23 protein-coding genes and 2 riboswitches are annotated in these 25,040 nt (G+C 64.1%); of the genes, 4 read left to right on the forward strand and 19 right to left on the reverse strand.

Going from position 1 to position 25,040, the window contains the following annotated elements; translation table 11 throughout:
• Positions 1–2: 2 nt before the first annotated feature.
• The gene (locus tag KJQ96_RS24340) at positions 3–1,793 is read right to left on the reverse strand and encodes a nickel-dependent hydrogenase large subunit (protein WP_057854118.1); all 1,791 of its coding nucleotides are present in this window, start codon (positions 1,791–1,793) and stop codon (positions 3–5) included.
• Between the two features lie 20 nt (positions 1,794–1,813).
• Complete coding sequence (locus KJQ96_RS24345) at positions 1,814–2,905, reverse strand: hydrogenase small subunit (RefSeq protein ID WP_213253889.1); 1,092 nt, start codon at positions 2,903–2,905, stop codon at positions 1,814–1,816.
• A gap of 1,196 nt (positions 2,906–4,101) precedes the next feature.
• Here KJQ96_RS24345 and KJQ96_RS24350 point away from each other — a divergent pair.
• Entirely contained in the window at positions 4,102–4,677 is a 576-nt protein-coding gene (locus KJQ96_RS24350) for a histidine phosphatase family protein (RefSeq protein ID WP_213253890.1), read from the forward strand.
• Here the strand turns inward: KJQ96_RS24350 and cobT are convergent.
• The 8 genes from cobT to cbiE form a co-directional block, all read right to left on the reverse strand.
• On the reverse strand, positions 4,672–5,727 hold the full coding sequence (cobT, locus tag KJQ96_RS24355) for a nicotinate-nucleotide--dimethylbenzimidazole phosphoribosyltransferase (RefSeq protein WP_213289018.1): 1,056 nt from the start codon (positions 5,725–5,727) through the stop codon (positions 4,672–4,674). The two genes, KJQ96_RS24350 and cobT, sit on opposite strands and share 6 nt — an antisense overlap.
• 57 nt (positions 5,728–5,784) lie before the next feature.
• Positions 5,785–6,534: a precorrin-6A synthase (deacetylating) gene (cobF, locus tag KJQ96_RS24360; protein WP_213253892.1), complete on the reverse strand. Its 750-nt coding sequence runs from the start codon at positions 6,532–6,534 to the stop codon at positions 5,785–5,787.
• A 52-nt stretch (positions 6,535–6,586) separates the two neighbouring features.
• Complete coding sequence (locus KJQ96_RS24365) at positions 6,587–7,264, reverse strand: energy-coupling factor ABC transporter permease (protein ID WP_213253893.1); 678 nt, start codon at positions 7,262–7,264, stop codon at positions 6,587–6,589.
• 36 nt (positions 7,265–7,300) lie between these two features.
• Positions 7,301–7,521: riboswitch (cobalamin riboswitch) on the reverse strand.
• 48 nt (positions 7,522–7,569) lie between these two features.
• A complete protein-coding gene (gene cobA / locus KJQ96_RS24370; protein WP_213253894.1) occupies positions 7,570–8,298 on the reverse strand; it encodes a uroporphyrinogen-III C-methyltransferase in 729 nt (242 codons plus the stop codon).
• Entirely contained in the window at positions 8,295–9,605 is a 1,311-nt protein-coding gene (locus KJQ96_RS24375; protein WP_213253895.1) for a cobyrinate a,c-diamide synthase, read from the reverse strand. Before KJQ96_RS24375 ends, cobA begins: the two co-directional genes overlap by 4 nt.
• Positions 9,605–10,387 carry a precorrin-4 C(11)-methyltransferase gene (gene cobM / locus KJQ96_RS24380; RefSeq protein ID WP_213289019.1) on the reverse strand — a complete coding sequence of 261 codons (783 nt, stop codon included), beginning with the start codon at positions 10,385–10,387 and terminating at the stop codon, positions 9,605–9,607. The genes KJQ96_RS24375 and cobM overlap by 1 nt, the downstream gene beginning before the upstream one ends.
• Positions 10,384–10,752, reverse strand: a complete 369-nt coding sequence (locus KJQ96_RS24385; RefSeq protein ID WP_213289020.1) for a cobalamin biosynthesis protein — start codon at positions 10,750–10,752, stop codon at positions 10,384–10,386. The genes cobM and KJQ96_RS24385 overlap by 4 nt, the downstream gene beginning before the upstream one ends.
• Entirely contained in the window at positions 10,749–11,930 is a 1,182-nt protein-coding gene (cbiE, locus tag KJQ96_RS24390; protein WP_213289021.1) for a precorrin-6y C5,15-methyltransferase (decarboxylating) subunit CbiE, read from the reverse strand. Before cbiE ends, KJQ96_RS24385 begins: the two co-directional genes overlap by 4 nt.
• On the opposite strand from cbiE, the gene KJQ96_RS24395 reads away from it, so the two are divergent.
• Positions 11,929–12,678, forward strand: a complete 750-nt coding sequence (locus KJQ96_RS24395; protein WP_213289022.1) for a cobalt-precorrin-6A reductase — start codon at positions 11,929–11,931, stop codon at positions 12,676–12,678. The two genes, cbiE and KJQ96_RS24395, sit on opposite strands and share 2 nt — an antisense overlap.
• On the opposite strand, the gene cobJ is transcribed toward KJQ96_RS24395, so the two are convergent.
• The 7 genes from cobJ to KJQ96_RS24430 are packed head-to-tail and all read right to left on the reverse strand — an operon-like array spanning position 12,654 to position 20,561.
• Positions 12,654–13,388 carry a precorrin-3B C(17)-methyltransferase gene (cobJ, locus tag KJQ96_RS24400; RefSeq protein ID WP_213289023.1) on the reverse strand — a complete coding sequence of 245 codons (735 nt, stop codon included), beginning with the start codon at positions 13,386–13,388 and terminating at the stop codon, positions 12,654–12,656. The two genes, KJQ96_RS24395 and cobJ, sit on opposite strands and share 25 nt — an antisense overlap.
• A complete protein-coding gene (locus KJQ96_RS24405; protein WP_213289024.1) occupies positions 13,385–14,116 on the reverse strand; it encodes a precorrin-2 C(20)-methyltransferase in 732 nt (243 codons plus the stop codon). Before KJQ96_RS24405 ends, cobJ begins: the two co-directional genes overlap by 4 nt.
• Positions 14,117–14,118: 2 nt before the next feature.
• Positions 14,119–14,748, reverse strand: coding sequence for a precorrin-8X methylmutase (locus tag KJQ96_RS24410; RefSeq protein WP_213289026.1), 630 nt, complete (start codon positions 14,746–14,748; stop codon positions 14,119–14,121).
• Complete coding sequence (gene cobG / locus KJQ96_RS24415; protein ID WP_213289027.1) at positions 14,748–15,911, reverse strand: precorrin-3B synthase; 1,164 nt, start codon at positions 15,909–15,911, stop codon at positions 14,748–14,750. The genes KJQ96_RS24410 and cobG overlap by 1 nt, the downstream gene beginning before the upstream one ends.
• On the reverse strand, positions 15,908–19,156 hold the full coding sequence (gene cobN, locus KJQ96_RS24420) for a cobaltochelatase subunit CobN (protein WP_213289028.1): 3,249 nt from the start codon (positions 19,154–19,156) through the stop codon (positions 15,908–15,910). The genes cobG and cobN overlap by 4 nt, the downstream gene beginning before the upstream one ends.
• Entirely contained in the window at positions 19,156–20,190 is a 1,035-nt protein-coding gene (gene cobW / locus KJQ96_RS24425; RefSeq protein WP_213289030.1) for a cobalamin biosynthesis protein CobW, read from the reverse strand. The genes cobN and cobW overlap by 1 nt, the downstream gene beginning before the upstream one ends.
• On the reverse strand, positions 20,187–20,561 hold the full coding sequence (locus tag KJQ96_RS24430; RefSeq protein ID WP_213253902.1) for a DUF1636 domain-containing protein: 375 nt from the start codon (positions 20,559–20,561) through the stop codon (positions 20,187–20,189). Before KJQ96_RS24430 ends, cobW begins: the two co-directional genes overlap by 4 nt.
• 96 nt (positions 20,562–20,657) lie before the next feature.
• Positions 20,658–20,874: riboswitch (cobalamin riboswitch) on the reverse strand.
• 39 nt (positions 20,875–20,913) lie between these two features.
• On the opposite strand from KJQ96_RS24430, the gene cobO reads away from it, so the two are divergent.
• Together cobO and KJQ96_RS24440 are read left to right on the forward strand one after the other, a co-directional pair.
• A complete protein-coding gene (gene cobO / locus KJQ96_RS24435; protein ID WP_057854136.1) occupies positions 20,914–21,567 on the forward strand; it encodes a cob(I)yrinic acid a,c-diamide adenosyltransferase in 654 nt (217 codons plus the stop codon).
• 24 nt (positions 21,568–21,591) lie between these two features.
• Positions 21,592–23,040 (forward strand): cobyric acid synthase, encoded by a 1,449-nt coding sequence (locus tag KJQ96_RS24440; protein ID WP_213253904.1) that lies wholly within the window; start codon positions 21,592–21,594, stop codon positions 23,038–23,040.
• A 9-nt stretch (positions 23,041–23,049) separates the two neighbouring features.
• On the opposite strand, the gene cobD is transcribed toward KJQ96_RS24440, so the two are convergent.
• Together cobD and cbiB are read right to left on the reverse strand one after the other, a co-directional pair.
• A complete protein-coding gene (gene cobD / locus KJQ96_RS24445) occupies positions 23,050–24,015 on the reverse strand; it encodes a threonine-phosphate decarboxylase CobD (protein WP_213253905.1) in 966 nt (321 codons plus the stop codon).
• 11 nt (positions 24,016–24,026) lie between these two features.
• On the reverse strand, positions 24,027–24,968 hold the full coding sequence (gene cbiB, locus KJQ96_RS24450) for an adenosylcobinamide-phosphate synthase CbiB (protein ID WP_309142464.1): 942 nt from the start codon (positions 24,966–24,968) through the stop codon (positions 24,027–24,029).
• Positions 24,969–25,040 lie beyond the last annotated feature (72 nt).

Genomic DNA, 25,040 nt, shown 5'->3' on the forward strand with positions numbered 1-25,040 from the left:
CCCTAGCGGACCTTGACCGTTGCCATTTCCTGGCCATCCGGCCCCATCACATGGGTCGAGCAGGCCAGGCATGGATCAAAGGAATGGATCGTGCGCAGGATTTCCAGCGGCTTCTCCGGATCAGCGATCGGCGTATCCATCAACGAGGCCTCAAATGCACCGATATTGCCGTTTGGATCACGCGGCGAGCCGTTCCATGTCGTCGGCACGACGCACTGGTAGTTGTCGATCTTGGTCTCCTTGATCTTGATCCAGTGCCCCAGCGCACCACGCGGCGCCTCAGTGAAACCGTAGCCCTTGGCTTCCTTCGGCCAGCTCTCCGGCTTCCATTTATCGACGTTGGCGGTAGCGGTGTCACCCGTTTTGATATGCGCCATAAGCTTGTCCTGGAAATAGCGCATCTGGTGCGCGGCCCATTGGCATTCGAGCGCACGCGCCGCAGTGCGGCCGAGCGTCGAGAAGAGTGCAGCGAAGGGCAGATCGAGCGTCTTCAGCAGCTTCTCGGTCGGTTCCTTGAACTCCGCTTTGCCTTGCACGTAACCTATGATGTATCGCGCCAGCGGTCCCACCTCGACGGAGTTGCCGCGCCAGCGCGGCGCCTTGATCCAGGAATATTTGCCGCCTTCGTCGAGCTCCTTGATGTCGGTCCTGGTGCCCTTGACGTTGGGCCCGAGCTGGAAATTCGGCTCGGTGATACCATCCCAGGGATGCAGCCCCCTGGTTTCATCAGGATATTTGTACCAGGAATGAGCGACGAACTCCTGGATCTGCTCGGGATCGCCGTGATCGATTGGCAGGACTTCGCTGAAATTGCCATTGAGGATCACGCCGCGCGGCTGCTTGAGGTTTTTCGCGGAATAATCATTGGCGTTCTCGGGAATGTCGCCATAGGACATTATGCTCTTAGCCGAGAGACCGCCGCCATAGAGCCAGTCTTTGTAGAAGGAGCCAATCACGGCAACGTCGGGCAGATAAACCTGCTCGACGAATTCGATCGAACGGCAAATGATCGAGGATACGAGGTTCAGCCGCTCCATATTGATGGCGCCCACTGCACCGGTACCATCGACATTGATGGCACAGGCCACGCCACCGACCAGCCAATTCGGATGCGGGTTCTTGCCGCCATAGATGGCGTGGATCTTGACGACGTCCTTCTGGAAGTCGAGCGCTTCCAGATAATGCGCCAAGGCCATCAGGTTCGCTTCCGGCGGAAGCTTATAGGCCGGATGCCCCCAATAGGCATTCTTAAAAGGGCCGAGCTGTCCTGATTCAACGAACTTGGTGAGCCTGATCTGCAGATGCTTGAAATAGCCTGGCGATGATAGAGGCCAGGACGAGACCGATTGCGCCAACGCAGAGGTCGCCTTGGGATCGGCCTTGAGGGCGGAAATCACGTCGACCCAATCCAACGCGTGCAGGTGATAGAAGTGCACAAGATGATCATGCACCTGCAGGCAGAGCTGCATGATATTGCGGATCGAATTAGCATTCTCTGGAATGGTGATGCCCAGCGCGTTCTCCACCGCGCGCACCGAGGTGAGCGCATGTGTGCCGGTGCAGACGCCGCAAATCCGCTCGGTGAACGCCCAGGCATCGCGAGGATCGCGTCCACGCAGGATCGTCTCGATGCCGCGCCACATAGTTCCGGATGAGACCGCGTTGCGGATCACATTGTCGGAATCGAGATTGACCTCCACGCGGAGGTGGCCTTCGACCCGGGTCAGCGGATCGATGACGATGCGTTTGCCGGAATGGTCGAGTTTGAACCCATTGGGTGTCTGGGCGCCCATCGTTGTCCTTCTGAATTCGATTATTGTTCCTGAGCTACGCGGCCCGGTTTACGGGTCAGCCGCTTCGCGGCCGTGACCGCCGCGTGCGCGGCAACGGCTAGGCCGACCGCGCCGGCAGCGGCCATGCCGATCTGATCGGCGTTGGCCTCGATGCCGAATTGCCTGATGGTCGTCAGTCGATCGTAAAATGAGCCCTTGTCCCAGAAGCCGTCTTCGGAGCAGCCGAAACAGCCGTGGCCGGATTGGATCGGGAAGGAAACGCCGCCGTTCCACCGAACGGTCGAGCAGGCGTTGTAGGTGGTCGGCCCCTTGCAGCCCATTTTGTAGAGGCAATAGCCCTTGCGCGCGGACTCGTCGTCCCACCCCTCGACAAACTGGCCGGCGTCGAAATGGGGACGCCTGTAGCACTTGTCGTGGATGCGCTGGGAATAGAACATCTTTGGACGTCCTTGGCGGTCGAGCTCGGGAAGCTTTCCGAACGTCGTGATGAAGGTCACCAAGGCGGTCATGACCTCTGCGATGGGCGGGCAGCCGGGCACCTTGATGATCGGTTTGTTCGTGATCACTTTATCGATCGGCGTCGCCCCAGTCGGGTTGGGCTTGGCCGCCTGCACGCAACCCCAGGACGCACAAGTTCCCCAAGCGATGATCGCCATGGAATCTTCCGCCATCGCCCTGAGCTTTTCGACGAACGGCTTGCCGCCATCAATGCAGAACATGCCGCCTTCGTTCAGCGGCGAATTGCCTTCAACGGCAAGCACATACTCGCCCTTGTACTTGGCGCGGATCTCCTCGAGGATGGCTTCGGCCTGGTGTCCTGCCGCCGCCATGATCAGGGCGTCATAATCCAGCGAGATCATCGACAGCACCACGTCTTTGACCAGCGGATGGGCCGAGCGGATAAAGCTTTCCGAACAGCAGGTGCATTCGAGCCCGTGCATCCAGATCACGGGCACACGCGGCTTTGTCTCCAGCGCGTTGGCAATCTGGCTTGCCGCGAGCGGACCGAGCCCGAGGCTCGTTGCCGTCAAACTGCAGAATTTGTGGAAACTGCGACGCGTGATACCCTGACGTCTGATGACGCCGTAAAACGTTTCCGCTGCCCCGCCCATAAATTCTTCCCGAGATCTGTTATCGACGACTTGCCGACGATCGGGTAGCAAGAAGCAGGCCAAGCCGCGATGACAGCTGCGGCCGCGTCACATCAATTTCTTCTTTGGCTCGTTACTGAAGCAGCGCATTTCGATCAGCTATCTCATTCGCCTCCCACCACTCGACCCAGATCAGATCGCACGTCGCGATGCGTCCGGCGAGACGCGCGGGATGACTACAGATTGTCGAGAACAGTCAGATGTCGCACCTCCTGCGCCAATGGCTGGGAGAGCGGCATGGTCGTGCGGATCTTTTACCGTGTCCCAGCAATCGACGTGCCACCAAGCACGTTGTACGAGCGTTGCTTTAAGAGTGAAAACCATGTGCTTCGCGCCGCGGCGACGGAATACTTGCGCCTCGGCGTCGGTTTCTGGACATACGCGTATTCAACCGGACACGCCGAACACGCCACCACGGAGCATCGAATGACGATGGTCGTCTCTCGACGAGCTCAGTTGCCCCTTTCGGCGGCCGAGCGGGAAGTCAGCGTGGGAGGAGCGACGCTGCTACACATCGCACCAGCTTATAGTTATTCTCGCTGTTGGCCTGATCATGTCAGCCAGTGGTATCGCAATAGGTCGCCGCCGATTGAGCCGTAAGCCTGCAAAGCAGGTCTCTGCGCCGGACAGCTTGGCGCGCCCGCGACGACGCGCAGGATCCCCCGGCGATCGTTCGAGACATTCGGGAGCTCAGTTAGCTCGATGCCGACGCATTCGCGAGCCGGGCGATGTCGATTCCAGAACAGGGGCCGATGGCAACCAAGAATCCGAAGCTTAGAACTACTCCCAGGATGCGATCATGAGCTGTCCTCCTCCGCGGACAGCGTAGCTTCCGCGTTCTCCTGAACATGGCGTAGGGATCGGGGCACCAGCGGCGTCGGCATGGTCGAGTGGACGACCGCCACGCTCGCAACGAGTTGCTACTTCAGCGCGGGCGCCCATCGCCGTCGCATTAACGAGAGAGGGCACGAGCGCTGTCATGAGAAACTAGCGTGACGCGAGGCTACAACGCGCCTTCCTTGCACGGCGGCGGCGCCGGGAGGTGTTGAGATAGGCATTTTGCTCCGGCTGTGATATTAATCCTTGGTCGCGGTAAAGCGTCCGCGGGCGAATATTCAAGATGTTTCTCGCATTGATAAGCATCTCGGAGATATGGGATGGAAGGGGAAGCCTTTCTTTGGTTGGTCCGGCATGCGGTCGTCGATTCTATCGAAGGAACGATCTCCCCTTCGGGCGCTCCGGCCGATCTCAGCGATCGGGCGCATTTGGAAGCCGTGCGAAGGCGCTTGCCGCGGGACGCCGCAAGCTATGCGAGTCCGTCTCAACGAACTCTCGATACCGCGCGCGCATTTGAGCTTGATCCAATCCCGGTGCCTGAGTTTCGGGAGCAGGACTTCGGGGATTGGACCGGCCGACGTCACGACGATCTCGCCGCTTTCGGAGAAGAAGGGTACGCCGAGTTCTGGAAGGATCCCGCTCGTTCAAGCCCACCCGGCGGCGAGAGCTTCGAAGATCAAATTGCGAGGGTTCGGGATGGACTACGTAAAATAGCTGCTGGTCCAGCAACGCTCGTCGTGCATTCCGGCACTATTCGCGCCGCGCTCTGCGTAGCCCTCGACATCGCACCGCAAGCAGCGTTGCGCTTTGTTATCGATCCGCTGTCGATCACCCGAATTGATCGGCTACGGAACGATTGGCGGATTGTGTCGGTCAATCAGAATGTCGCGTTATGAGCGATTCGGAACGCTGGCTTGCGCGAAGGTCGCCATGCCATTGTGCAGAGCGCATGCAAGCCGCAGGATCGGCAATGCGAGCGCGGCGCCCGATCCCTCCCCTAACCTGAGGTCCAGATTGAACAACGGCTGCACATTCAGGGCCTCAAGAACCAGGCGGTGCCCCTGCTCGGCCGATTGATGCGAGGATAAGAGAAAGGGCCGACACGACGGATTAAGATGCACCGCCGTCAATGCCGCGACGGACACGATGAAACCGTCGATCAGGATCGGGAGGCGACGCTGTGCGGCGGCGATGATCGCGCCCGTAATCGCAGCAGTTTCGAGACCGCCGACCGCACATAGGATGTGTTCGGGAGAAGCAGGTGGTCTCGTGATACCATGACAATCCAGCGCTGCGTCAATCAAGTGCGCCTTCCGCGCACGACCGGCTGCATCGATGCCGGTCCCGCTGCCGGTCATCTGTGCGGCGCTCACGCCAAGCAAGGCCGCGGCGATGGCCGCCGAAGTCGTGGTATTGCCGATGCCCATGTCGCCAACGATCAGAAGATCAGGCTCTGTTGCGGCGGCGCGTGCGACCGCGCGCTTGCCGCAGTCGACGGCGAAGGCGACCTCCACCAACTCAAGCGCCGCTTCCTTGCTGAAGTCCCTGGTGCCCCGGCGCGGCTTGTCAGTCACGACGCCCGGGATCGGTTGTTCGGCGAGCGTTCCAGCATCGACGATCTCGAGACTTGAGCCCAGCTCGCCCGCAAGGACGGAGATCGCTGCGCCGCCCGACGCGAAATTCGACATCATCGCGATCGTTACTTCCTGAGGATAGGCCGATACCCCCTGGGCGACGATACCGTGGTCGCCTGCAAAGACGATGATCGGCACGCGCTCGGCCTGAGGCCGCTCCGTTTGTTGCAGGCCGGCGAGTTCGGTCGCCACTTGCTCGAGCCGGCCGAGCGCGCCGGCCGGCTTGGTGAGTTGAGCCTGACGGGCCAGCGCCGCATCGCGATGGGCGGTCGAGATGCCCGGGCACTCTTGATAGACCCACTCGGGTAGCATGCTGTTCTGCCTCTGATGCTGGCGTTAACGATACGGACGGGCTCTCGCCCGAGCGCGCTATGACCGGCGCTTGAGGATGTAACTGTCCATGATCCAGCCATGCCTTTCGCGCGCCTGCCGCCGCGCGGCGACGATGCGTGGGCCCTCCTCGGCCAGCTCACCTGACATGGTGATCTGGTCGGGCATGCCGAGATAGGCGCCCCACCAGATGTGCAGTCCTCCCGGGTCGAGCGACTGGAACGCCGCGCCGCCATCGAGCATGACGACCACGGTGTCCGTGCCGTGCGGCCAGCCGCCTTCGCGCAGCCGCCGCCCTGTTGTCACCAGAAAAGGTTCGCCGATGTCGTTCAGCGGCAACGAGTGCGCAGCGCAAAGCGCCTGGATTGACGTGATGCCTGGCACCACCTCGATCGTCGGCAACGGATCGAGCCTGCGAGCGATCCGCAGGCTGGAGTCGTATAGCGAAGGATCGCCCCAGATCAGCAGAGCAACGCGCCCGTCACTACCGAGATGGTCCGCAATTTCGCGCGACCAGCTTGCGGCGACGGCGTCGTGCCATTCGTCCACGCCCTTGTGGTAGTCCTCCTGCCCGGCGTCACGCACGGGCAGATCGAACTCGGCGACGCGCGTGCGACCGTTGGTGAGAACTCGCTCGCAAATGGTTCGGCGCAGGTCGGCGAGATCGGATTTCGCCGTGCCTTTGCGCGGAATCAGGACGAGGTCAGCTGCGTTGATCGCACGGATCGCGGCAAGCGTAAGCTGCTCGGGATCGCCGCAACCAATGCCTATCAGGAAGAGCGTTTGCATCTTGTCGCGCGCAAGGGGTGGCCGCGACTTGCGACCGCCCCCCACGTCATCTCTAGGCCGCGTTGTGCAGGCGATAGGTAACAAGACCGTCTGCGGTGATGCCCCGCATCGACTTCGCCAGCGCCAGCACGGCCAAATCGGCCAGCGGCTCGATCACGATGACGAGCGCATAGGACGCGGCAAAGGACGCGATGGCGGTAAGGTTCTCGGCCGCAAAACCAGCGCCGTAGACAGCCCAGAAGGCGACCCATGCCACAATGCCGGATTGATAGGCGGTCGAAAGCGCGAATGCCTGGCGATACTGCAGGTCAACATAGGCGGTGTTGCGGGGAATGATGCGCTCGGCAAGCGCTCGGATCGCAAATAGCGGCACCAACAGCGTGGTCACGTTCATGCCGTATTGCGGCAGATCCGTTGGCACAAAGAACAGCCCCTGAAACAAGAGACCGAGCGCCAGCCCGAACGCGGCCGGCGCCGCGCCGAAAAGCAGGAACAGCGTCGAGCCGAGAATGAAATGCACCTCCGAGACCCCGACCCGGAAATGCGGCAGCAACTCGAAAAACGAGAAGACCAGGACCGTTGTTGCGACGGTGCGCACCGCCAATGAAACGATCCCCTGCTCGCGCACTGTTTCGGCCGCGAGCTTGAGGGCGCAGCCGGCGGCGGCTGCCCCGGTCGCGTAACTCAGCACGAGCTTGGCGCCTGTAACGATTTCCGGTTCGATATGCATGATTTACATCCCTCCTGCCGTCACACCCGCCGGCGTTGGCGTCAAAAACTGCAGGGCCGGTCTCCTGGCTCGCGGTTCGAAACGGACCTCCAGCCTTCCCGGGCTTGACGGCCCAGTGGCGGATCGGAGTCCCTCACCGCTTACAGTCGCGGGGGCGGCCGGGGCTTCAGGCGCCGCAATTGGGTCCGCCCTACCCCATTCCCGATTATGCTCCGGCGCTTTGCGCCGGTTCGAGCACCATGCCTGTTCTGTGTGCCCCTTCCGATGAGGCGGCGTCAAGTGGCTCGCGAGGGCGGACGACGGCATCACGGATACTCTCCCGCCAGCGCGCCGAAAAGAATGACGGCCGCCGTCGTTGCAGGGCCGGCTTGCGCGAGCTGCTCGGCGAGCTTCGCGATCGTCGTGCGGACAAGCCGTTGTTCGGCATGGCCGAGAGACTCGGCAAACAGCGCCGCTGTGTCGGGGGCCATGCCGTGCTCAATCAGCTTCGCCGCGAGGGCCGGGAATGTGCGCTTGCCCATATAGACCACGGTCGTCGATTCCGGATCGGTGAGCGCCGCCCAATTGAGATTTGCAGGCAACTGTCCGGCGACATCAGCTCCGGTCACGAACTGGACGCGGCGCGAGGTGTGCCGTCGGGTAAGCGGAATGCCGGCGTGCGCTGCCGCAACGCAGGCCGAGGTGACACCGGGAATGATCTCGTAGCCGATGCCCGCTGCGCGCAGCGCCTCGATCTCCTCTTCAAGTCGCCCGAAGATGCCGGCGTCTCCCGATTTCAAGCGGACCACGCGGGCACCCGCGGCCGCGTAGTCGATCAGCAGCCGGTTGACATGCTCCTGTTTGGCCGAAGGCCGGCCCGCCCGCTTGCCAACCGCCACCAGATTGGCCCCGGGGCGGGCGTGATCGAGGATCGCGCCCGAGGCAAGGTCGTCATACAACACGACGTCGGCGGCGCGCAGACACGCGGCCGCCTTGAGCGTTAGGAGCTCAGGATCGCCGGGACCGGCCGAGACAAAGGAAACAAGGCTGCTCACGTATCCTCCGCAATAAGGTGGAAGAACGTACCGGTGACGAAACCGCGCCGCGAGCCGGTTTCCGCAACGACCGCGCCGGTCGCGTCGCGCACGACGGCCAAGGGTGTATCGGGCTGCGAGACAATCGTGGAGTAGTGAAATTCGTGGCCGCGAAGCCGTGCGCCCCGCCCATGCCCGGGCATCGGCTCAGTGAGCTCCGCGAGCCGGTAGCCCAGATGCATGCGGCGCTGGGCAAAACTGGTCTCCAGTCCGAGCAATCCCGTCATCTCGTGGCGTGCGTCGTTGGCGTCGGTCAAGGCGGTGCCCAGCACCATATAGCCGCCGCACTCGCCATGCACCGGCCGCGTCTCGGCAAAGGACTTTAGCGCGCGGCGAAATCGCGTGTTGGCCGCCAGCCGGCCGGCATGCAATTCCGGATAGCCGCCCGGCAGCCAGCAAACGTCGGCCCCGACGTCGGGACCTTCGTCGCCGAGCGGCGAGAAGGTTGAGATCTCGGCACCGGCGGCGCGCCAGGCCTCGAGCATGTGTGGATAGACGAACGAAAATGCGGCGTCGCGCGCCAGCGCGATGCGCTGGCCGGGTGGCTTGACGTTTTCACTGCGCGCGGCGAGCTGCGGTGACCAGGCGCATGCCGATTGTAGCACTGCGTCGAGATCGACATGCTCGGTGACGAAGCGCGCGGCTTCGGCGATCAGGCCGCCTACCTCTGCCTGCTCCTCGGCCTGCACCAGGCCAAGGTGCCGCTTCGGCAAGGCGATCGCGGCGTGGCGCGGTAATGCGCCGAACACAGCAATGCCTGTGGCCGCCAGTGCGCGACGCACAAGGTCTTCGTGCCGGGCGCTGGCGACACGGTTGAGAACGACGCCCGCAAGACGCACACCGGCACGGAAATCGCGCAGTCCCGCAACCACAGCCGCGGCGGTTTGCGCCTGTCCGGAAGGATCGATCATGAGCAGGACCGGCCAGCCCATCATCTCGGCAATATCGGCGGTGGCACCGATGCCCGAGACGCCCCGCGCGGCAACGCCATCGAACAGGCCCATCGAACCTTCAGCCAGAACGATGTCCGCATCCGCCGCGCGCGAGGCGAGCGCTTCGATCGCCTCGCGACGCATGGCCCAGCTGTCGATATTGACCGAGGCGCGCCCCGTGGCGGCCGCATGAAAGGCGGGATCGATGTAGTCCGGTCCGCTCTTGAAGCACTGGACCTTCTGCCCGCGATCGCGATAGGCGCGCGCCAGCGCCAGCGTCAGCGTCGTCTTGCCAACACCGGATGCCGGCGCGGAGATGACGAGGCTCGCCGCCATCACGATGCCTGCGGAAAGCGCGGCGTCGGCCCGAGGGGCCGATAGCGGCGGTCATAGTCGGCGGCATAGAGACGACTCTCGCTAAACTCCTCCGTACCTAACGTCCGGCCAACCAGGATGAGCGCGGTGCGCTCGAGCTCGGTGCCAACCGCCGCATTGAGGGTACCCAGCGTTGCGCGAATAATGCGCTGGTCCGGCCAGCTCGCGCGCCAGACGATCGCTACCGGGCAGTCCGGTCCGTAATGCGGCGTGAGCTCATCAATCACCCTGGGAAGCAGATGGATCGAGAGATGGATGGCGAGCACCGCACCCGTGGCGGCAAAGGCGGCTAGTTCTTCGCCTTCAGGCATCGCGCTCGCCCTGCCTGGCGTTCGCGTCAGTACGACGGATTGCGCAAGACCCGGCAGGGTGAGCTCGGCCTCGAGCGCCGCCGCAGCAGCAGAAAAGGCTGGCACGCCCGGCGTGATTGAAAAGGGAATTTGCAGCGCGCGCAGGCGGCGCAATTGCTCGCCCATCGCCGACCAGATCGAGAGATCTCCGGAATGCAGCCTTGCGATGTCCTCGCCCTCACGATGCGCGGTGACGATCTCCGACATGATGTCGTCGAGCGACAGCGGAGCGGTATTCACGATCCGCGCTCCTTCTGGGCAGTACGCAAGAACGCCCTCGGGTACAAGCGAGCCGGCATAGAGGCAGACAGGACAGGCGGCGATAAGATCGCGTCCGCGCAAAGTCAGCAGATCGGCAGCGCCCGGTCCTGCACCAATGAAGTGCACCGTCATTCGCCGTCTCCTTCCGCGATCGCTGCGGTGGCCGTCCGATCCTGCGAAACCGTCCGCATCGAAACAAGGCGCGCTCCGCGGCCGGCCGCCGCAAGGGCAGCGGCTTCGGCCAGAGAACCCGTGCCGAACTTCGCCTTGATGAATTCGGAATGTGTGGACGTGGCGATGCCGGCCAGCACATCGGCCGAAACGGGCCTGATAGGAATGTTGAGTTCACCCGCCAGCGATTTGAGGGCTGCGGTTTCGGCCTTGTCGCTGACTGTTGCGACCGCCGCGAGACCGTCAGGACCTCCCGCCGCATCGAGTGCTTCGCGCAGCGAAGCAAGCGTGACATCCCGTTTGAATCCCAAACCTGCGACCTTCACCTCACCACACTCCATTGCACGACCGGCCGCGCCGCTTCCCAGGAACGATAACGGCCGAGGCCACCCGCATGCGCAATCTCGACCCGCATCAGTTCGCCGCCGTGGCGTTGGTGCAGGTCCGTTAGGAGCGCCTCGGTCTCCAGCGTAACGGCATGCGCAATCATCCGCGTTCCCGGTTCAATGCGCGACCAGACGGCATCGAACATCGCGGCGTCGAGTCCTCCACCCATGAAGACGGCTTGCGGCTTCTCAAGGCCTGAAAGGATATCAGGCGCTGTCCCCTCGACGACCCCGATCCGATGCGTCAGACCGAAGGCCGCCGTATTGCTGCGGATATTTGCTGCGCGATCGGCCCGCGCTTCTACTGCAATCGCCGTCCCCCCACATAAGGCCCATTCCACCGAAATTGAGCCTGAACCGGCGCCGATGTCCCACAGCCTCTCGCTTGGCTTCGGCCCGAGCGCGGACAGTGCGAGCGCGCGCAACGGCCGCTTGGTGATCTGGCCGTCATGCACAAAGAGCGCGTCCGGAACGCCCGAGCTGCGCGAGATTCCGTCCGATCCGTCAGCCTCCAGCGCGATCGCCACCAGATCGGCATCCGGATCGGCCACGTAACTGTCTGCGCGATGTCGCGTGACGCATTCGCGTCGACCGCCGAGCGCGGTCAGGGTCCACAGCCGTGATGCGCCCCAGCCGCGCGCGGCGAGCCAAGCTGCAAGATCGCGGCCTGCCCCACCGTCACGTGCTAGACAAATAATGCGCGCGCCGCGCGCCAGATGTGGTACCAGGCGTTCGAACGGCGCGGCGTGAAGCCCGACACAGATCACGGTCTCGAGTCGCCATCCCAACCGCGCCGCGGCAAGCGAAAATGTCGAGGGCGCGGGATGCGCGATCCATTCGCCATCATTCAGCCGCTCCGCGAGACTGCCGCCGACCCCGTGCCAGAACGGATCGCCCGAGGCGAGCACTGCCGTCGGACGGCCGCGACAAGCCAGCACGCACTCCGCATCGAACGGTACTGGCCAGGGACGGCCGCGGTCGGTAACGCCTGCCAGCGCGAGATGCCGTTCGCCGCCAAAGACCGTCTCGGCGTCGGCAAGCGCCTTTCGGCTTGCTTCGGAGAGGCCGGCAAGGCCATCTTCGCCAATGCCAATAATGGTCAGCCAGGGATTACCCATGACACGCGCCCTCATTCTGGGCGGAACGAGCGATGCCAATCTGCTCGCGGACGCTGCGGCGCGTGCGGGGCTCGACGCGATCTATTCCTACGGGGGGCGCACCCGCGCCCCTGCGCACCAGCCGCTGCCGACCCGCATCGGCGGCTTCGGCGGCGCGAACGGCCTTGCCGAATACATTTGTCGAGAAGGAATCACGCATGTCGTCGACGCGACCCATCCCTTCGCGGCCGAGATGAGCCGCAACGCGGTTGCGGCGTGCGAGGCAACCGGAACGCCGCTTATCGCGCTCGAGCGCGCGGCCTGGGTAAAAGCGGCCGGCGACAATTGGATCGAGGTCGCGGGTATCACCTCCGCTGTCGCGGCGTTGCCAGAGAATCGCGCGCGGGTGTTTCTTGCGATCGGCCGGCAGCACATCGCAGCCTTCGGCACCAAGCTGCAGCACGTCTACACTTTGAGGTTTGTCGATCCTCCCGATGGGCCGCTGCCGTTTCCGGATGCCGATGTCATCGTATCGCGTGGACCATTCACGCTTGCCGGTGAATTGGAGATGATGCGCTCGCGCAACATCGAATGGGTCGTTGCCCGCAATTCCGGGGGAACGGGCGCGCGTTCCAAGATCGACGCCGCGCGCGAACTCGGCCTTCCCGTTGTCGTGCTCACGCGGCCCGAGTTGCCCGACAGGCCGCGGGCGGAAAGCGTGGCCGAGGTTATGCAATGGCTCGGTCATCGGGCATGCCTCGGCGCGTAGACCCAGGGACCGACGCGGCGCGTCGCCGAATTGCCGACGATGACAAGCGTTCTCATGTCGGCCATCTCCGGCCGCGCCTCGTGCAGCATCAGCGTTTCAATTCGCTCCTCCGGCGTGCTGACAGCATGCGCGAAGATCACGAGGCGATCGCCGCAACCTGCCTCCTGCAGAACCGAGAGTGCGCGTCCAAAACCCCCGGGCCGACTCTCCGAGCGCGGATTGTACATCGCGATCGCGAAGTCGGCTTCGGCGGCAAGCCGCAGGCGTTTCTCGATCATCGGCCACGGCTTCAGATTGTCGGAGAGATTGATCGCGCAAAAGTCGTGGCCGAGCGGCGCGCCGGCGCGCGCCGCCGCTGCCAGCATCGCGGTCACGCCGGGCAGAACGCGGATTGGAAGCCCCTGCCATTGCGGCGAGGCTTCGAGTGCTTCGAACACGGCGGAAGCCATCGCGAACACGCCGGGATCGCCGGAGGAAACCATGACGACGTGGCGTCCTTCCGATGCCAGCAGCAAGGCATCGCCTGCGCGCTGCAGCTCCATGCGATTGTCCGACGGATGCAGCGTAAGCCCCTCGCGAGGGGCTACACGCGCAACATAGGGCGCATAGCCGAGTATGTCGGTCGCCACAGCGAGCGCGGCGGAGACTTCCGGCGTGACCAGCGCCTCGTCGCCCGGCCCAAGTCCCGCGATGGTCAATGTGCCGGTCATTCCGCTGCCTCCATCCGTCGCCCCTGCCCATGCACGAGCACGATCGCGAAATAAGGACACTCGGTCTCGTCCACCTCCTTCAGCCGCGTGACGCGCTCGCCCGGCATGGTGCCGCGTTCGATCAGCCATGCCTCGCCAAGGCGGCCGGCGGCCGCTAGCGCGCGGCGCACCTTCTTCAGGTTGCGCCCGGTCTTCATGATGACGAGCGCGTCGGAATTGCGCACGCGCCGTTCGAGTTCGTCTTCCGGCAGCGTGCCCATCAGCACCGTCATCACATCGTCGCCAAGGGCGATCGGCAGACCGACCGAATTCCAGCAGCCGGCCATGCCGGGAATGCCTGCGATCACCTCGATCTCAACTCGTCCCTGCAGGCGCGCGTGCAGGTGCATGAAGGAACCATAGAAGTAAGGATCGCCCTCGCAGAGCACGATGATGTCCACTGCGCGGGCGAGCCGCGCAAGACGCTCCGCCCACTCGTCGTAAAAGCCGGCAAGGAGGCGAACATATTCCGGATTGTCGAACGCGATCTCCGTGGTGACCGGATATTCCATTGGATATTCGCAGACATCCTTTGCCAGCATGCCCTCGACGATACGCCGGGCCTGGCCAGGGCGTCCCTTCTTCCGGAAATAGGCAACATGCTGGGCCGCACGGATCTCGCGATCGGCACGCACGCTCATCAAGTCCGGATTGCCCGGCCCGAGGCCGCAGCAGATGATACGCCCCATGGCTATTCGCTCCGGCTTGCCAGCGCATTCACGGCGGCGACCGTAATCGCCGAGCCGCCAAGGCGTCCCTCGACCGTCAGCGCCGGCGCGGGCGGATCTATCATCAATGCGGCCTTGGCTTCAGCCGCGCCGACAAAGCCGACCGGACAGCCAATGATCGCCGCCGGCCTTGGGCAGTTGCGATCCTCCAGCAGGTTGAGCAGGTGAAACAACGCGGTCGGGGCATTGCCGATGGCGACGATCGCACCATCCAGATGCGGCCGCCACAGTTCCAGCGCTGCGGCTGAGCGAGTATTGCGCATGGACTGCGCGAGCGAGGGAACCGCGGGATCGTCGAGCGTGCAGATGATGGCGTTGCCGGCCGGCAGGCGCGCGCGCGTAATTCCCTCCGACACCATGCGCGCGTCGCAGAGGATAGGTGCGCCGTTCTGTAACGCGGTCCGCGCGATACGCGCCATGCCGGGCGTAAAGCGGATGTAGGATTCGAGGCCCACCATGCCCGCCGCATGGATCATGCGGACGACCACCGGCTCCTCGTCGGCCGAAAAGCGCTCAAGGTCCGCCTCGGCACGGATGGTGGCGAAGGATTGACGGTAGATCGCCGCACCATCGGTCTCATAGATGTGCGGCATCAGCGCGCTACCGTTAGAACGGAAGGATCGGCGATCACGCGGGCGGCGCTCAGTCCACGCAGGGCGGGCGCATCCCGCGTCGAGCCGCCCCGGACGAGGTCAAATCCCTCGCGGGTCGCAACCAGGGTGAGAGCGGCAGGCCCCGAATGGGCACAGCCCTTGGCACAGCCGGAGACATGAAGCCTGCTATCCGCGGCAACATGCGGCGCAAGCGCCGCCGCAAGTGCACGTGTCTCGGCATGCGCTTCACGGCAGGCGGGTGCACCGCTGCAGGCGACGACGCGCAGGATCGGATCATCGGCCTGCGTGATGAGGCTCTCGCAGCGGGGCATCTCGTGCAACCCCTCCACCAATACCATCCGCCACGGCGTCATCCGCAACCCGTGCGCGCATCCGGCGAGGTGGGTGAGCGCGGCATGTGTTACCTGCCCGAAAGCCGCGCCGACCATCGCGCCTTGAGGATAAAGTTCCGGACGCGGCACCGCGATCATGCGAGCCGGCTCGACGTGGCCACGAAGCGTTTCGGGCAGTTTTGCGCCAGCGCCGATATGCGCGGCCATCCGCCCTCGCCCGCCCCTGGCTCCGCCCGAGGTGACGAACCATTCGGCAAGCGTGAGCGCGACCTTGACGGCTTCTCTCCGCGAGACAGGACGGCCATGCTCCGCGCCGTCAGCACGCACGATCAATTCTCCCGCGATGCTGCGCTCGATGCGGATATCGGCGGAGGCACTGGCCAGTACGCGCTCTGCCCCGCAATCGACGGCGAAGCCGAATTTGGTCGGCAGGTCGGGCGGTCCCATCGCAAGCCCCCGTTCAAGCTCTGCGGCGAGCGAACAGGTATCATCACTTGCGCTCCAGAACGGAGTAACCAGGATGTTGCGCCGTGCTTCCGATTCCGGATCTTTGTCGATCGGGTGCAGCCGCGAGAGTTCCTCGATCAGGGGCCGATGGCCGTCATCGCTGACACCCCTGATTTGAAGGTTGGCCCGGCTGGTCAGATCGATCAGGCCGTTGCCGTAGCGCTCGGCCAGCGCCGCAATCCCTGCCGCCTCTTTCGCATCGACCCGGCCACCATGCGGCCGGATTCGAACCACGAGCCCATCGCCTGACCGCATCGGCCGCAAGGCGCCGGGGCACCAGCCCTTGATCGCAACGGCGCTCATGAGGCCTCCCGCAGCGCGGCCGCGATCGAATTGCGTCGCGTCCTCCAGAGCGACGCTTCATGCAAACGGTTGAAGCAAGTTTCGATCATCGCGAGCGCCGCCGGATTCTCGCGCGCCATGAACGCGCGAACGTCGTCATTGCCGAGCGTCGCGTCGTAATAGAGATCGAACAGATGCGCCGGCACGGCATCCGCGAGATGAGCGAAAGCGGCCATATGCTCGAGCGTCGCCGCGATCTCGGCGGCGCCCCGAAAGCCGTGGCGCATCATGCCCGCGATCCATATCGGATTGGCGGCGCGCGCACGCACGACGCGCGATATTTCCTCCGTCAACGAGCGTGCATGCGGCTGATCCGGACGCGTGGCGTCGAGGTGATAGAGCGATGGGGCGGCCGCGCCGAGCCGCGTGGCTGCGGCTGCAACGCCCGCCTCATGCAGGGCGTAGTCGGCAGCGAGCAGCAGGTCCGTTTCCGGGAGGTCCTGCACGTGCACGAAGGCATCGGCAGCGACGAGCCTCGCCTCGATACCTGCGCGGTCAGGCCGCATCGTGCCGTCAGACGCGAACGCCCAGGACGAAGCCGAAAGCCAGGCCTCACCGGCCGCCTCGCGCGACTCCTCCGTGAAGACATCCGGCATCGATGCCATACCGACGCCATACTGCCCGGGCCGCGGTCCGAACACGCGCGCCGCGCGATGACGGTAAGGATTGTCCTCGCCCTCCTCGTCCCGTTCGGAGAGGGCTTCGGTTGCCGCCTCAAACAATTGTGCAAGACCTGAAAAGACGTCGCGAAACAGCCCTGACACGCGAAGCGTCACGTCGATGCGCGGGCGGCCGAGCGCCGCCGGCACGATGATGTCGTAACCCGTCACCCGCCCCGAAGCATGATCCCAGCGCGGCGCGATGCCTGCAAGATGCAGGGCCATCGCAAAATCCTCGCCTGCGGTGCGCATGGTCGATGATCCCCAGAGGTCAACCACGAGCCCCTTCGGCCAGTCGCCGTGATCCTGCAGGTGACGGCGCAGCAATTCCTCGGCAAGCTTGATCCCCTGCGCATGCGCCGACGGCGTCGGCACCGCGCGGGGATCGACAGCGAACAGATTGCGCCCGGTCGGCAGCACATCGCGACGCCCGCGATACGGCGAACCGGCAGGCCCCGGCGCCACGCGCCTGCCTGTGAGCGCATCGAGCAGCGCGCCCTTCTCCGCCTTGCCGCAAGCCCCGCGACCGAACACATGCAGGCCTTCGCCGAACTGGCTTTCCTTCAGATCGCAGACGAAGCGATCGATCCGAGGAATAGCCTCGGCCGGCGCAGCCGACGCGCCAAGGCCGAGATCATCTTCCAGGCCCGCGGCACGCGCTTCATCGCGGATTGCTGCGATCAGTCGCTGGCGACGCGCGGGATCGAGACCATCGGCGGTCGAATATTCATCGAGCAGTTGCTCGAGCCGGCGCAGGCCTTCGGGCAAGGCGGCCCGCGCCAGCGGCGGCGGCAAATGGCCGATCGTGACCGCACCGATGCGGCGCTTGGCCTGTGCCGCTTCGCCGGGGTCGTTGACGATGAAGGGATAGATCACTGGCATGTCGCCAATCAGCGCTTCCGGCCAGCAGGCAGCCGACAGCGCGACGGACTTGCCGGGCAGCCATTCCAACGTTCCGTGAGCCCCCATATGGATGATGGCATCAATGCCCTCGCGCCTGAGCCAGAGATAAAACGCAACGTAGGCGTGGCGCGGCGTGCGCGAGAGATCGTGATACTCGGCATCGCGATTGCCGATATCGCCGCGTTCCGGCTGGACGGCGATAGTCATCTTGCGGCGCCGGATCGCGGCGAAACGAAATTCGCCGCCGCGACAGGCCGGATCGTCTTCCGGCGCGCCCCAGGCACTCGCGAGATCGTCCTGCAGCCGGCGCGGAAGCCTGGCCAGCTCCGTGCGGTAATCGGCAACGCTCCAGGTCAATGCCTCCCGTAGGAGAGTTTCACCGAGCGCTTCTGCCGCTTTCACGTCGAAACCGGCAGCGCCGAGATCGGACAGCAGCGTTTCGACCGAAGCGAGTGCGTCGAGCCCGACCGCATGCGCGATCTGGTGCGGGCGGCCAGGATAATTCGAGAGCACCATCGCCAGCCGCTTCTCGCCTGCCGGGCGGTTGGCAAGCCTATGCCAGGCCGCCACCCGCTCGACGACAGCGCACACGCGTTCGTCGTCGGCCCTGTGCGCCACGTGCGCGAATTGCAGATCGGGATCGCTCTCCTCCGGCGACTTGAAGCTGACGACGCCCGCAAACAGCCGGCCGTCAACCTCCGGCAACACCACATGCATTGCCAGATCAACCGGCGAGAGCCCACGAAGCGATTCCGCCCAGTCATCGCGCCGGGCTGTCGACAACGCGACCTGGAATATCGGACAGGATGCGGCATCGAAAGGCGTCGTGCCGTCGTCAGCAACCGCAGAGAAGGCGGTCGCATTGACGATCACCGCCGGAGCGCATTGCGCGAAATGCCCCCTCATCCAATCCGCCACACCAGCAGCCTTCAGCGAGGTGATGAATACGCCATAGGCATCAAAACCCTTTTGCCGCAATGCTGTAATCAGCGCGTCGACCGGGGCAGTATCTGCCGCGGTGAGATAGGAACGATAGAAGGTCACCAACGCGCGCGGCCGCCGATCAGGATTTGGCAGCGCCGCGATTGCACCGCGACCCGGATCGTAGAAACCGATCTCGGGAGTTTCGATTTCACCGACGACCGGCCCCGCATAGAGGCCCGACGCCAGCGCGAGTTGGGCGATTGCAGCCTGTGCCGCTATTGTTCCGCCCTTGTCGCACAACGCCTTCAGCCGTCCGAGCGTCGAGCCGGGCAATGTCGAGAGCGCATCCAGGCGCGGGTCGTCGCGACCATCGGCCGGAAGCACCGCAAGCGCGATGTCGCGCTGTTTGGCCAATTGATGCAAGGCGGCCAGTCCATATGGCCAGTAGGATTCGCCGCCGATCAGGCGCACCAGCACGCCGCGCGCCTGCGACAGCGTGCGCTCGATATAGGTGTCGACCGATAGCGGATGACGCAGCTCTGCCAAGTTCGCGAGCCTGAGCGACGGCAGACTGGCGCGGCCCCGCCGCCAGCCCGAAGCGAACGTGGCGAGATCGCTGTCCGAAAACGAGAGCACCACAAGGTCGGCCGGATCCTGGCCGAGATCCTTAGGGATCGCGGTCTCCTCAAGACCGCGGCTCTCGCGAAAGACGACGTGCATCAGACACCAAGTCCCGCCCTAATGGCAACCTCATCGATATCGTCGCGTTCACCGATCAGAACCAGCTTCGACCGCCTTGGCCGCGTGCCCCAGGGCATATCGAACTGATGCCGTACTCGCTCCCCGACCGATTGCAGCAGCAATCGCATCGGCTTGCCCGCGACCGCGATATACCCCTTGGCGCGCAGCACGTTCTGTTCGCGCGCAAGCCGCTGGATCGATGCGACAAGTGCATCGATATTCACAACTTCCGGGAGCTCGACGACAACGGAGGCAAAATCGTTGTGTTCGTGCTCGTCCTCGCCGTCGTGGTGCGAGGGGCGCGCAGCGAGATCGTCTTCTGCCGCCGCTTCGAGACCAAGGACCACACGCGCATCGACTGCGCCGTCGACGACCGGCAGCACCGGCACACGACGCGGCATCTCAGCGGCGATCGCCGCCTTGGCCGCTTCAAGTCCTTCCGCGCCGGCAAGGTCCGCCTTGGTGAGCAGCACGATATCCGCGCAAGCGATCTGATCCTCGAATACTTCCGAAAGCGGCGTTTCATGGTCGAGGTTTTCATCGGCCGCACGCTGGGCTTCGACCGCGACAGGATCGGGTGCGAAGCGGCCAGCCGCGACGGCCTCCGCATCCGCGAGCGCGATCACGCCGTCGACCGTGATCCGCGAGCGGATCTCGGGCCAGTCGAACGCCTTGAGCAGTGGCTTCGGCAGGGCGAGGCCCGACGTCTCGATCAGGATATGGTCGGGCTTCACGCGGCGCGAGATCAGCTGCTCGATGGCAGGAATGAAATCGTCGGCGACCGTGCAGCAGATGCAGCCATTGGCGAGCTCTACGATGTTCTCGGCAGGACAGTTGGCGTCCGCGCAGGATTTCAGGATCTCTCCATCCACGCCTTCGCTGCCGAACTCGTTGACGAGCACCGCAAGCTTCCTGCCGTTCGCGTTGGTAATCAGGTGCTGGATCAGCGTCGTCTTGCCCGATCCGAGAAAGCCGGTGATGACGGTCACCGGGATCTTGGCAAGCGTGTTCATTCTGCGGCCTCCGGCACGACGGCGATGGGTGGAATGCGCGCAAGCGACTGCTTGCGGAAGATCTCCGGCCGGCTGCGCCATGGCACGATGCCGTCGGGCGCCGCCGCATAGGCCGCGGCGCCAGCAACAACGTCCGGCGCGCTTGCGTCTGACAAGCGGCCGTACACATAGGACCAGCGCCGGGGACCGGAGAGTGCAATCGAGCAGCCTTGGCTGCAGGCGGATAGACACTCGACCGGAACGACGTTGACGCCTTCCGGCACGCCAGCCGCGAGGATGGCGCTGTGCAGACGCGCGCCTGGCGCGGTTTCGCCTTCCATCAGCGTTTGGCCGGCACAGCAGGTGATGCAGACATGCAACGTAACGGTCATCGCCCCTTCTTCAAAAAATTTTTGACGGAGGCGATGAGGCACACGAACCCAGAGACGCGAGGGTTCGCTCCCCGTCGCGGAACACCCCGTCCGCCGGTGGTCAATCTGTGCGCTGGCAGGTCTCCCGGCTTGCGGAGCAGGTTTCCCTTTGATCTCCACCTTCCCAACCCAAACGGGCCAGTGGTTCTTGGAGATCTCTCCGGTCACGGTCGCGGGGGCGGCTGCTTTTCAGGGCTAAAGCTTCGAGGCAAGAGCCCTATCGCATTCCCTCTTCGCCTGTCGTAGGACAGGAACCAACGCTGCCTCACCATTTGCTCAAGCGTGCAACTTGTCAAGCCAAAGGAACGTGCAGATGATTTCCGAACCGGATGCCGCTGAGGAGGAAGCTGTCGTCGCCGAGGCCTCGCTCGATACCCGCCATGCTGCCAAAATGGCGAAGAAGAAGGCCGCCCGCGACCGGATGATGGCCACCAAGAGTGGAGAGAAGGGACTCATCATCGTCCACACCGGCGCAGGCAAGGGAAAATCTTCCTCGGCCTTCGGCATGATCATGCGGTGCGTCGCGCATGGCTTTCCCTGCGCTGTCGTGCAATTCATCAAGGGTGCGTGGGATACCGGCGAGCGCCGTCTCCTGACCGGACATTTTGGTGAACTGTGCCAGTTCCATGCGATGGGTGAAGGCTTTACCTGGGAAACCCAGGACCGCTCCCGCGACGTCGCTGCCGCCCGCGCCGCATGGGAGAAGGCCAAACAGCTGATCGCCGATCACGCCTTGCGCATGGTCGTTCTCGACGAGATCAACATTGCGCTTCGCTACGACTATCTGGAGATCGGAGAAATCGTTGAATTTCTCAAGAATTCAAAGCCGCCGATGACGCACGTCGTTCTCACCGGGCGCAATGCCAAGCAGGAATTGATCGACGCCGCCGACCTCGTCACGGAGATGACGCTCGTGAAGCATCCCTTCCGATCCGGAATCAAGGCGCAGCCCGGCATCGAGTTCTGACGAAGCAAGCGAGAATCCGATTCCATGGCGCGCGCATTGATGATCCAGGGAGCCGGCTCCGACGTCGGCAAGTCGCTCATCGTGGCCGCCCTTGCTCGCGCCGCGACCCGCCGCGGACATCGGGTACTTCCCTTCAAGCCGCAGAACATGTCAAACAACGCGGCCGTGACTATCGACGGCGGCGAGATCGGACGCGCACAGGCATTGCAGGCGCAAGCCGCAGGCGTCGAGCCGCACACGGACATGAATCCCGTCTTGCTGAAGCCGGAAACCGATATCGGCGCCCAGATCATCGTGCAGGGGCGCCGCGTGGCGACGGTGCGCGCACGCGAATATGCCGCGATGAAACCCTCGCTGATGGCGCCGGTTCTCGAGAGTTTCGCCCGGCTGAAGGATCGCGCCGATCTAGTTCTGGTCGAGGGCGCCGGCAGCCCCGCCGAAGTCAATTTGCGGAGCGCTGATATCGCCAACATGGGCTTTGCCCGGAGGGCCGAGGTCCCGGTCGTGCTGATCGGCGACATTGACCGCGGCGGCGTCATTGCGCAGCTCGTCGGCATCAAGACCGTGCTCGATCCCGAGGATGCCGCCATGATCCGCGGTTTTGTCATCAACAAATTTCGCGGTGATCCCTCCCTGTTTGACGATGGCTATCGGCTGATCGAAACCCGCACATCCTGGCGGGGTTTTGGGGTCCTGCCCTACTTCGCCCGCGCCAACGAGCTTCCGGCCGAAGATGCCCTGGGGCTTGCCGGTGCGCGCAAGGCGGCGCAATGCAAAATCGCCTTTCTCGCGCTTTCGCGGATCGCGAACTTTGACGACCTCGATCCGCTGAAGCTCGAACCCTGCGTCGATCTTGTGATGGTCGGGCCTGGAGAGGCGATCCCTGGCGATGCAAAGCTCGTCATCGTTCCCGGCTCGAAGTCGACACGTGGCGACCTCGCCTTCCTGCGCGCCCAGGGCTGGGACATTGATCTACTTGCTCACCATCGTCGCGGCGGCCATGTGCTCGGACTCTGCGGCGGTTACCAGATGCTCGGGCGCAGTGTGCAGGATCCGGAAGGTATCGAGGGACCGGCGGGAGAAACGCCCGGCCTCGGACTCCTGGACGTAACGACGGTGATGACGCCACAAAAGACTCTTACGCGCGTCACGGCGGTTCACGCCGCGACGAACCGGCCGATCGAGGCCTATGAGATTCACATCGGGCACACCGACGGGCCGGATCGAGCACGGCCATTTGCCTCATCTGACGGCGCACTGGAAGGCGCAGTTTCCAGCGACGGACGCGTGTACGGCAGCTATCTGCACGGCCTGTTTGCTTCCGATGGTTTCCGCGGCTCATTTCTCGCACGACTGGACATTCCGGCTACGGACCAGCAGTACCGCGCCAGAGTGGAGAGCGCACTCGACGCGCTAGCCGATCATGTCGACGCCCATCTCGACGTCGAAGGGCTGCTTGCGCTTGCGCGCTGAGGTTGGTGATCAACGCGAGAGCGCGGCAGCAAACCGCGCCCATTCGGTCTCGTTACCCGGCAATCCCAGCCGCAGCCATCCCGGTCTTTGCCCAAATACACGCGACCAGATCTGGCCCCGTGCGAGCCGCTCCTGCGCGGCACGCGCGTCGCCGGCCTCATAGAGCCGGAACAGCGGCGTGCCACCGACCAGTTGCCAGTCCTGCGATCGCACTTCGGCGTCCAGCCGGACGCCGTCGTGTGCCAGCCGCATGGAGGTCGCCTTCGTCCAATCGCGATCAAGCAAGGCGCGCCGTCCGATCGCAATCGCAGCACCCGAAATCGGCCATGGGCCTGCCATCGCCGCCAGCGCCGCGACATCGGCCTCGCTGCCGAGCGCGAAGCCGAGCCGTAGTCCCGCAAGCCCGTAAAATTTTCCGAACGAGCGCAGGATCAACAGCCCCGGCCGTTTCGCCTCCGGTGCCAGCGACAGGTCGGGGACGGCATCGCCGAAGCTCTCGTCGACCACGAGTCGACCGACGCGCGGCAACAGCGCGAGCAGTTCGTTCGGATCATGGCGCTGGCCGTCTGGATTGTTGGGATTGACGACCACGGCGAGATCGGCACCCACCAACCCTTCGAGATCAAAAACCTCTGCCACGTCCCAGGCTGCGGCCGCAAGAACTGCTGCGTACTCGTTATAGGTGGGCGCAAGAATCCGCGCCCTGCCGCACGATGAAAGATTCGGCAACAATTGGATGGCCGCTTGTGCGCCACCAAGCGCCACGATTGGCGCCTTGGTGGCATAGGCCTGATGAGCAGCCTGATGGAGGGACTCGATGTCGGATCGGGAGGGCAGCGCGCTCCAATGCCTTGGCTCAATCTCGCTCACCGGATAGGGCTGCCGATTGATCCCGGTCGAGAGGTCGATCCAGTCCTGCGCACGCCCGCCGAAACGCTGCACGGCGAGATCGAGATTGCCACCATGCTCGAGCATAGCCTTCTCCGTTATGCGAGAGCCATCATCGCAAGCGCGCCGGCCAACAGGACCATGGCGCGGACGTAGAGCTTCAGCCCTTGCCATATGTCAGCGGCAAGCGGATCGCGCGCGCCCTCGTTGAGCCAGGGTTCGTCGGCGGTACTTCCGTGATAGATGCGCGGCCCGCTGAGCCGCACGCCGAGCGCGCCGGCCATGGCTGCTTCCGGCCAGCCGGCATTGATCGAGCGGTGGCGGCTCGCATCCCTCACCATGCACGACATGGCATCCGAAGGCCGCCCGGCAACCAGCATGAACAGACAACCGGTGAGACGTGCAGGTATCAAATTTGCGAGATCGTCGATGCGCGCGGCAGCCCAACCGAAAGATCCGTGCCGCTCCGTGCGATGGCCGATCATGGAATCGAGCGTATTGATCGCCTTGTAGCCGATGATGCCCGGAAGCCCGAACAACGCCCCCCAGAACACCGGCGCGACGATGCCGTCGGAGGCGTTCTCGGCCAGACTCTCGATGGCCGCGCGCGCAATACCTGCCTCATCGAGAGCTGCGGGGTCGCGTCCCACGATGTGCGCGACCGCGGCACGTGCGGTTGCGATATCACCGGATTGCAGGGGATGCGCAACGGCGGCCACATAATCATAAAGCGAACGAAGTGCGACCAAGGGCCATACCAGGATTCCCAGCAGGACGATGCGGCTCCATTCAAAGGTGAGCGCGGCTTGAACTGACCATCCGATGCCGGCCGAAAGCCCAATCACGAAAAGCGCCACGACTGCGCCAGCAATCCGCCGGATTCCAGGCGGGTCGATGGACCTGTTGAAGCAAATATCGAGGATGTTGATCAGCCTGCCGAGCCAAGTGACGGGATGCCCCACGCGGGCGAACAGTGCGTCGGGCCAGCCCAACAGGGCGTCCACCGTCATCGCCACCACCATCGCTCCTGCAAAGCCCACGTATCGTCTCCCGTCCTGTCTGATCCTGATGCGCAAGAATTCTGCATCAAGGCAAGCCCCATCTCGCCTGAT

It is taken from the genome of Bradyrhizobium sp. sGM-13 (genome assembly GCF_018398875.1).
In the GTDB taxonomy this organism is placed as follows: domain Bacteria; phylum Pseudomonadota; class Alphaproteobacteria; order Rhizobiales; family Xanthobacteraceae; genus Bradyrhizobium.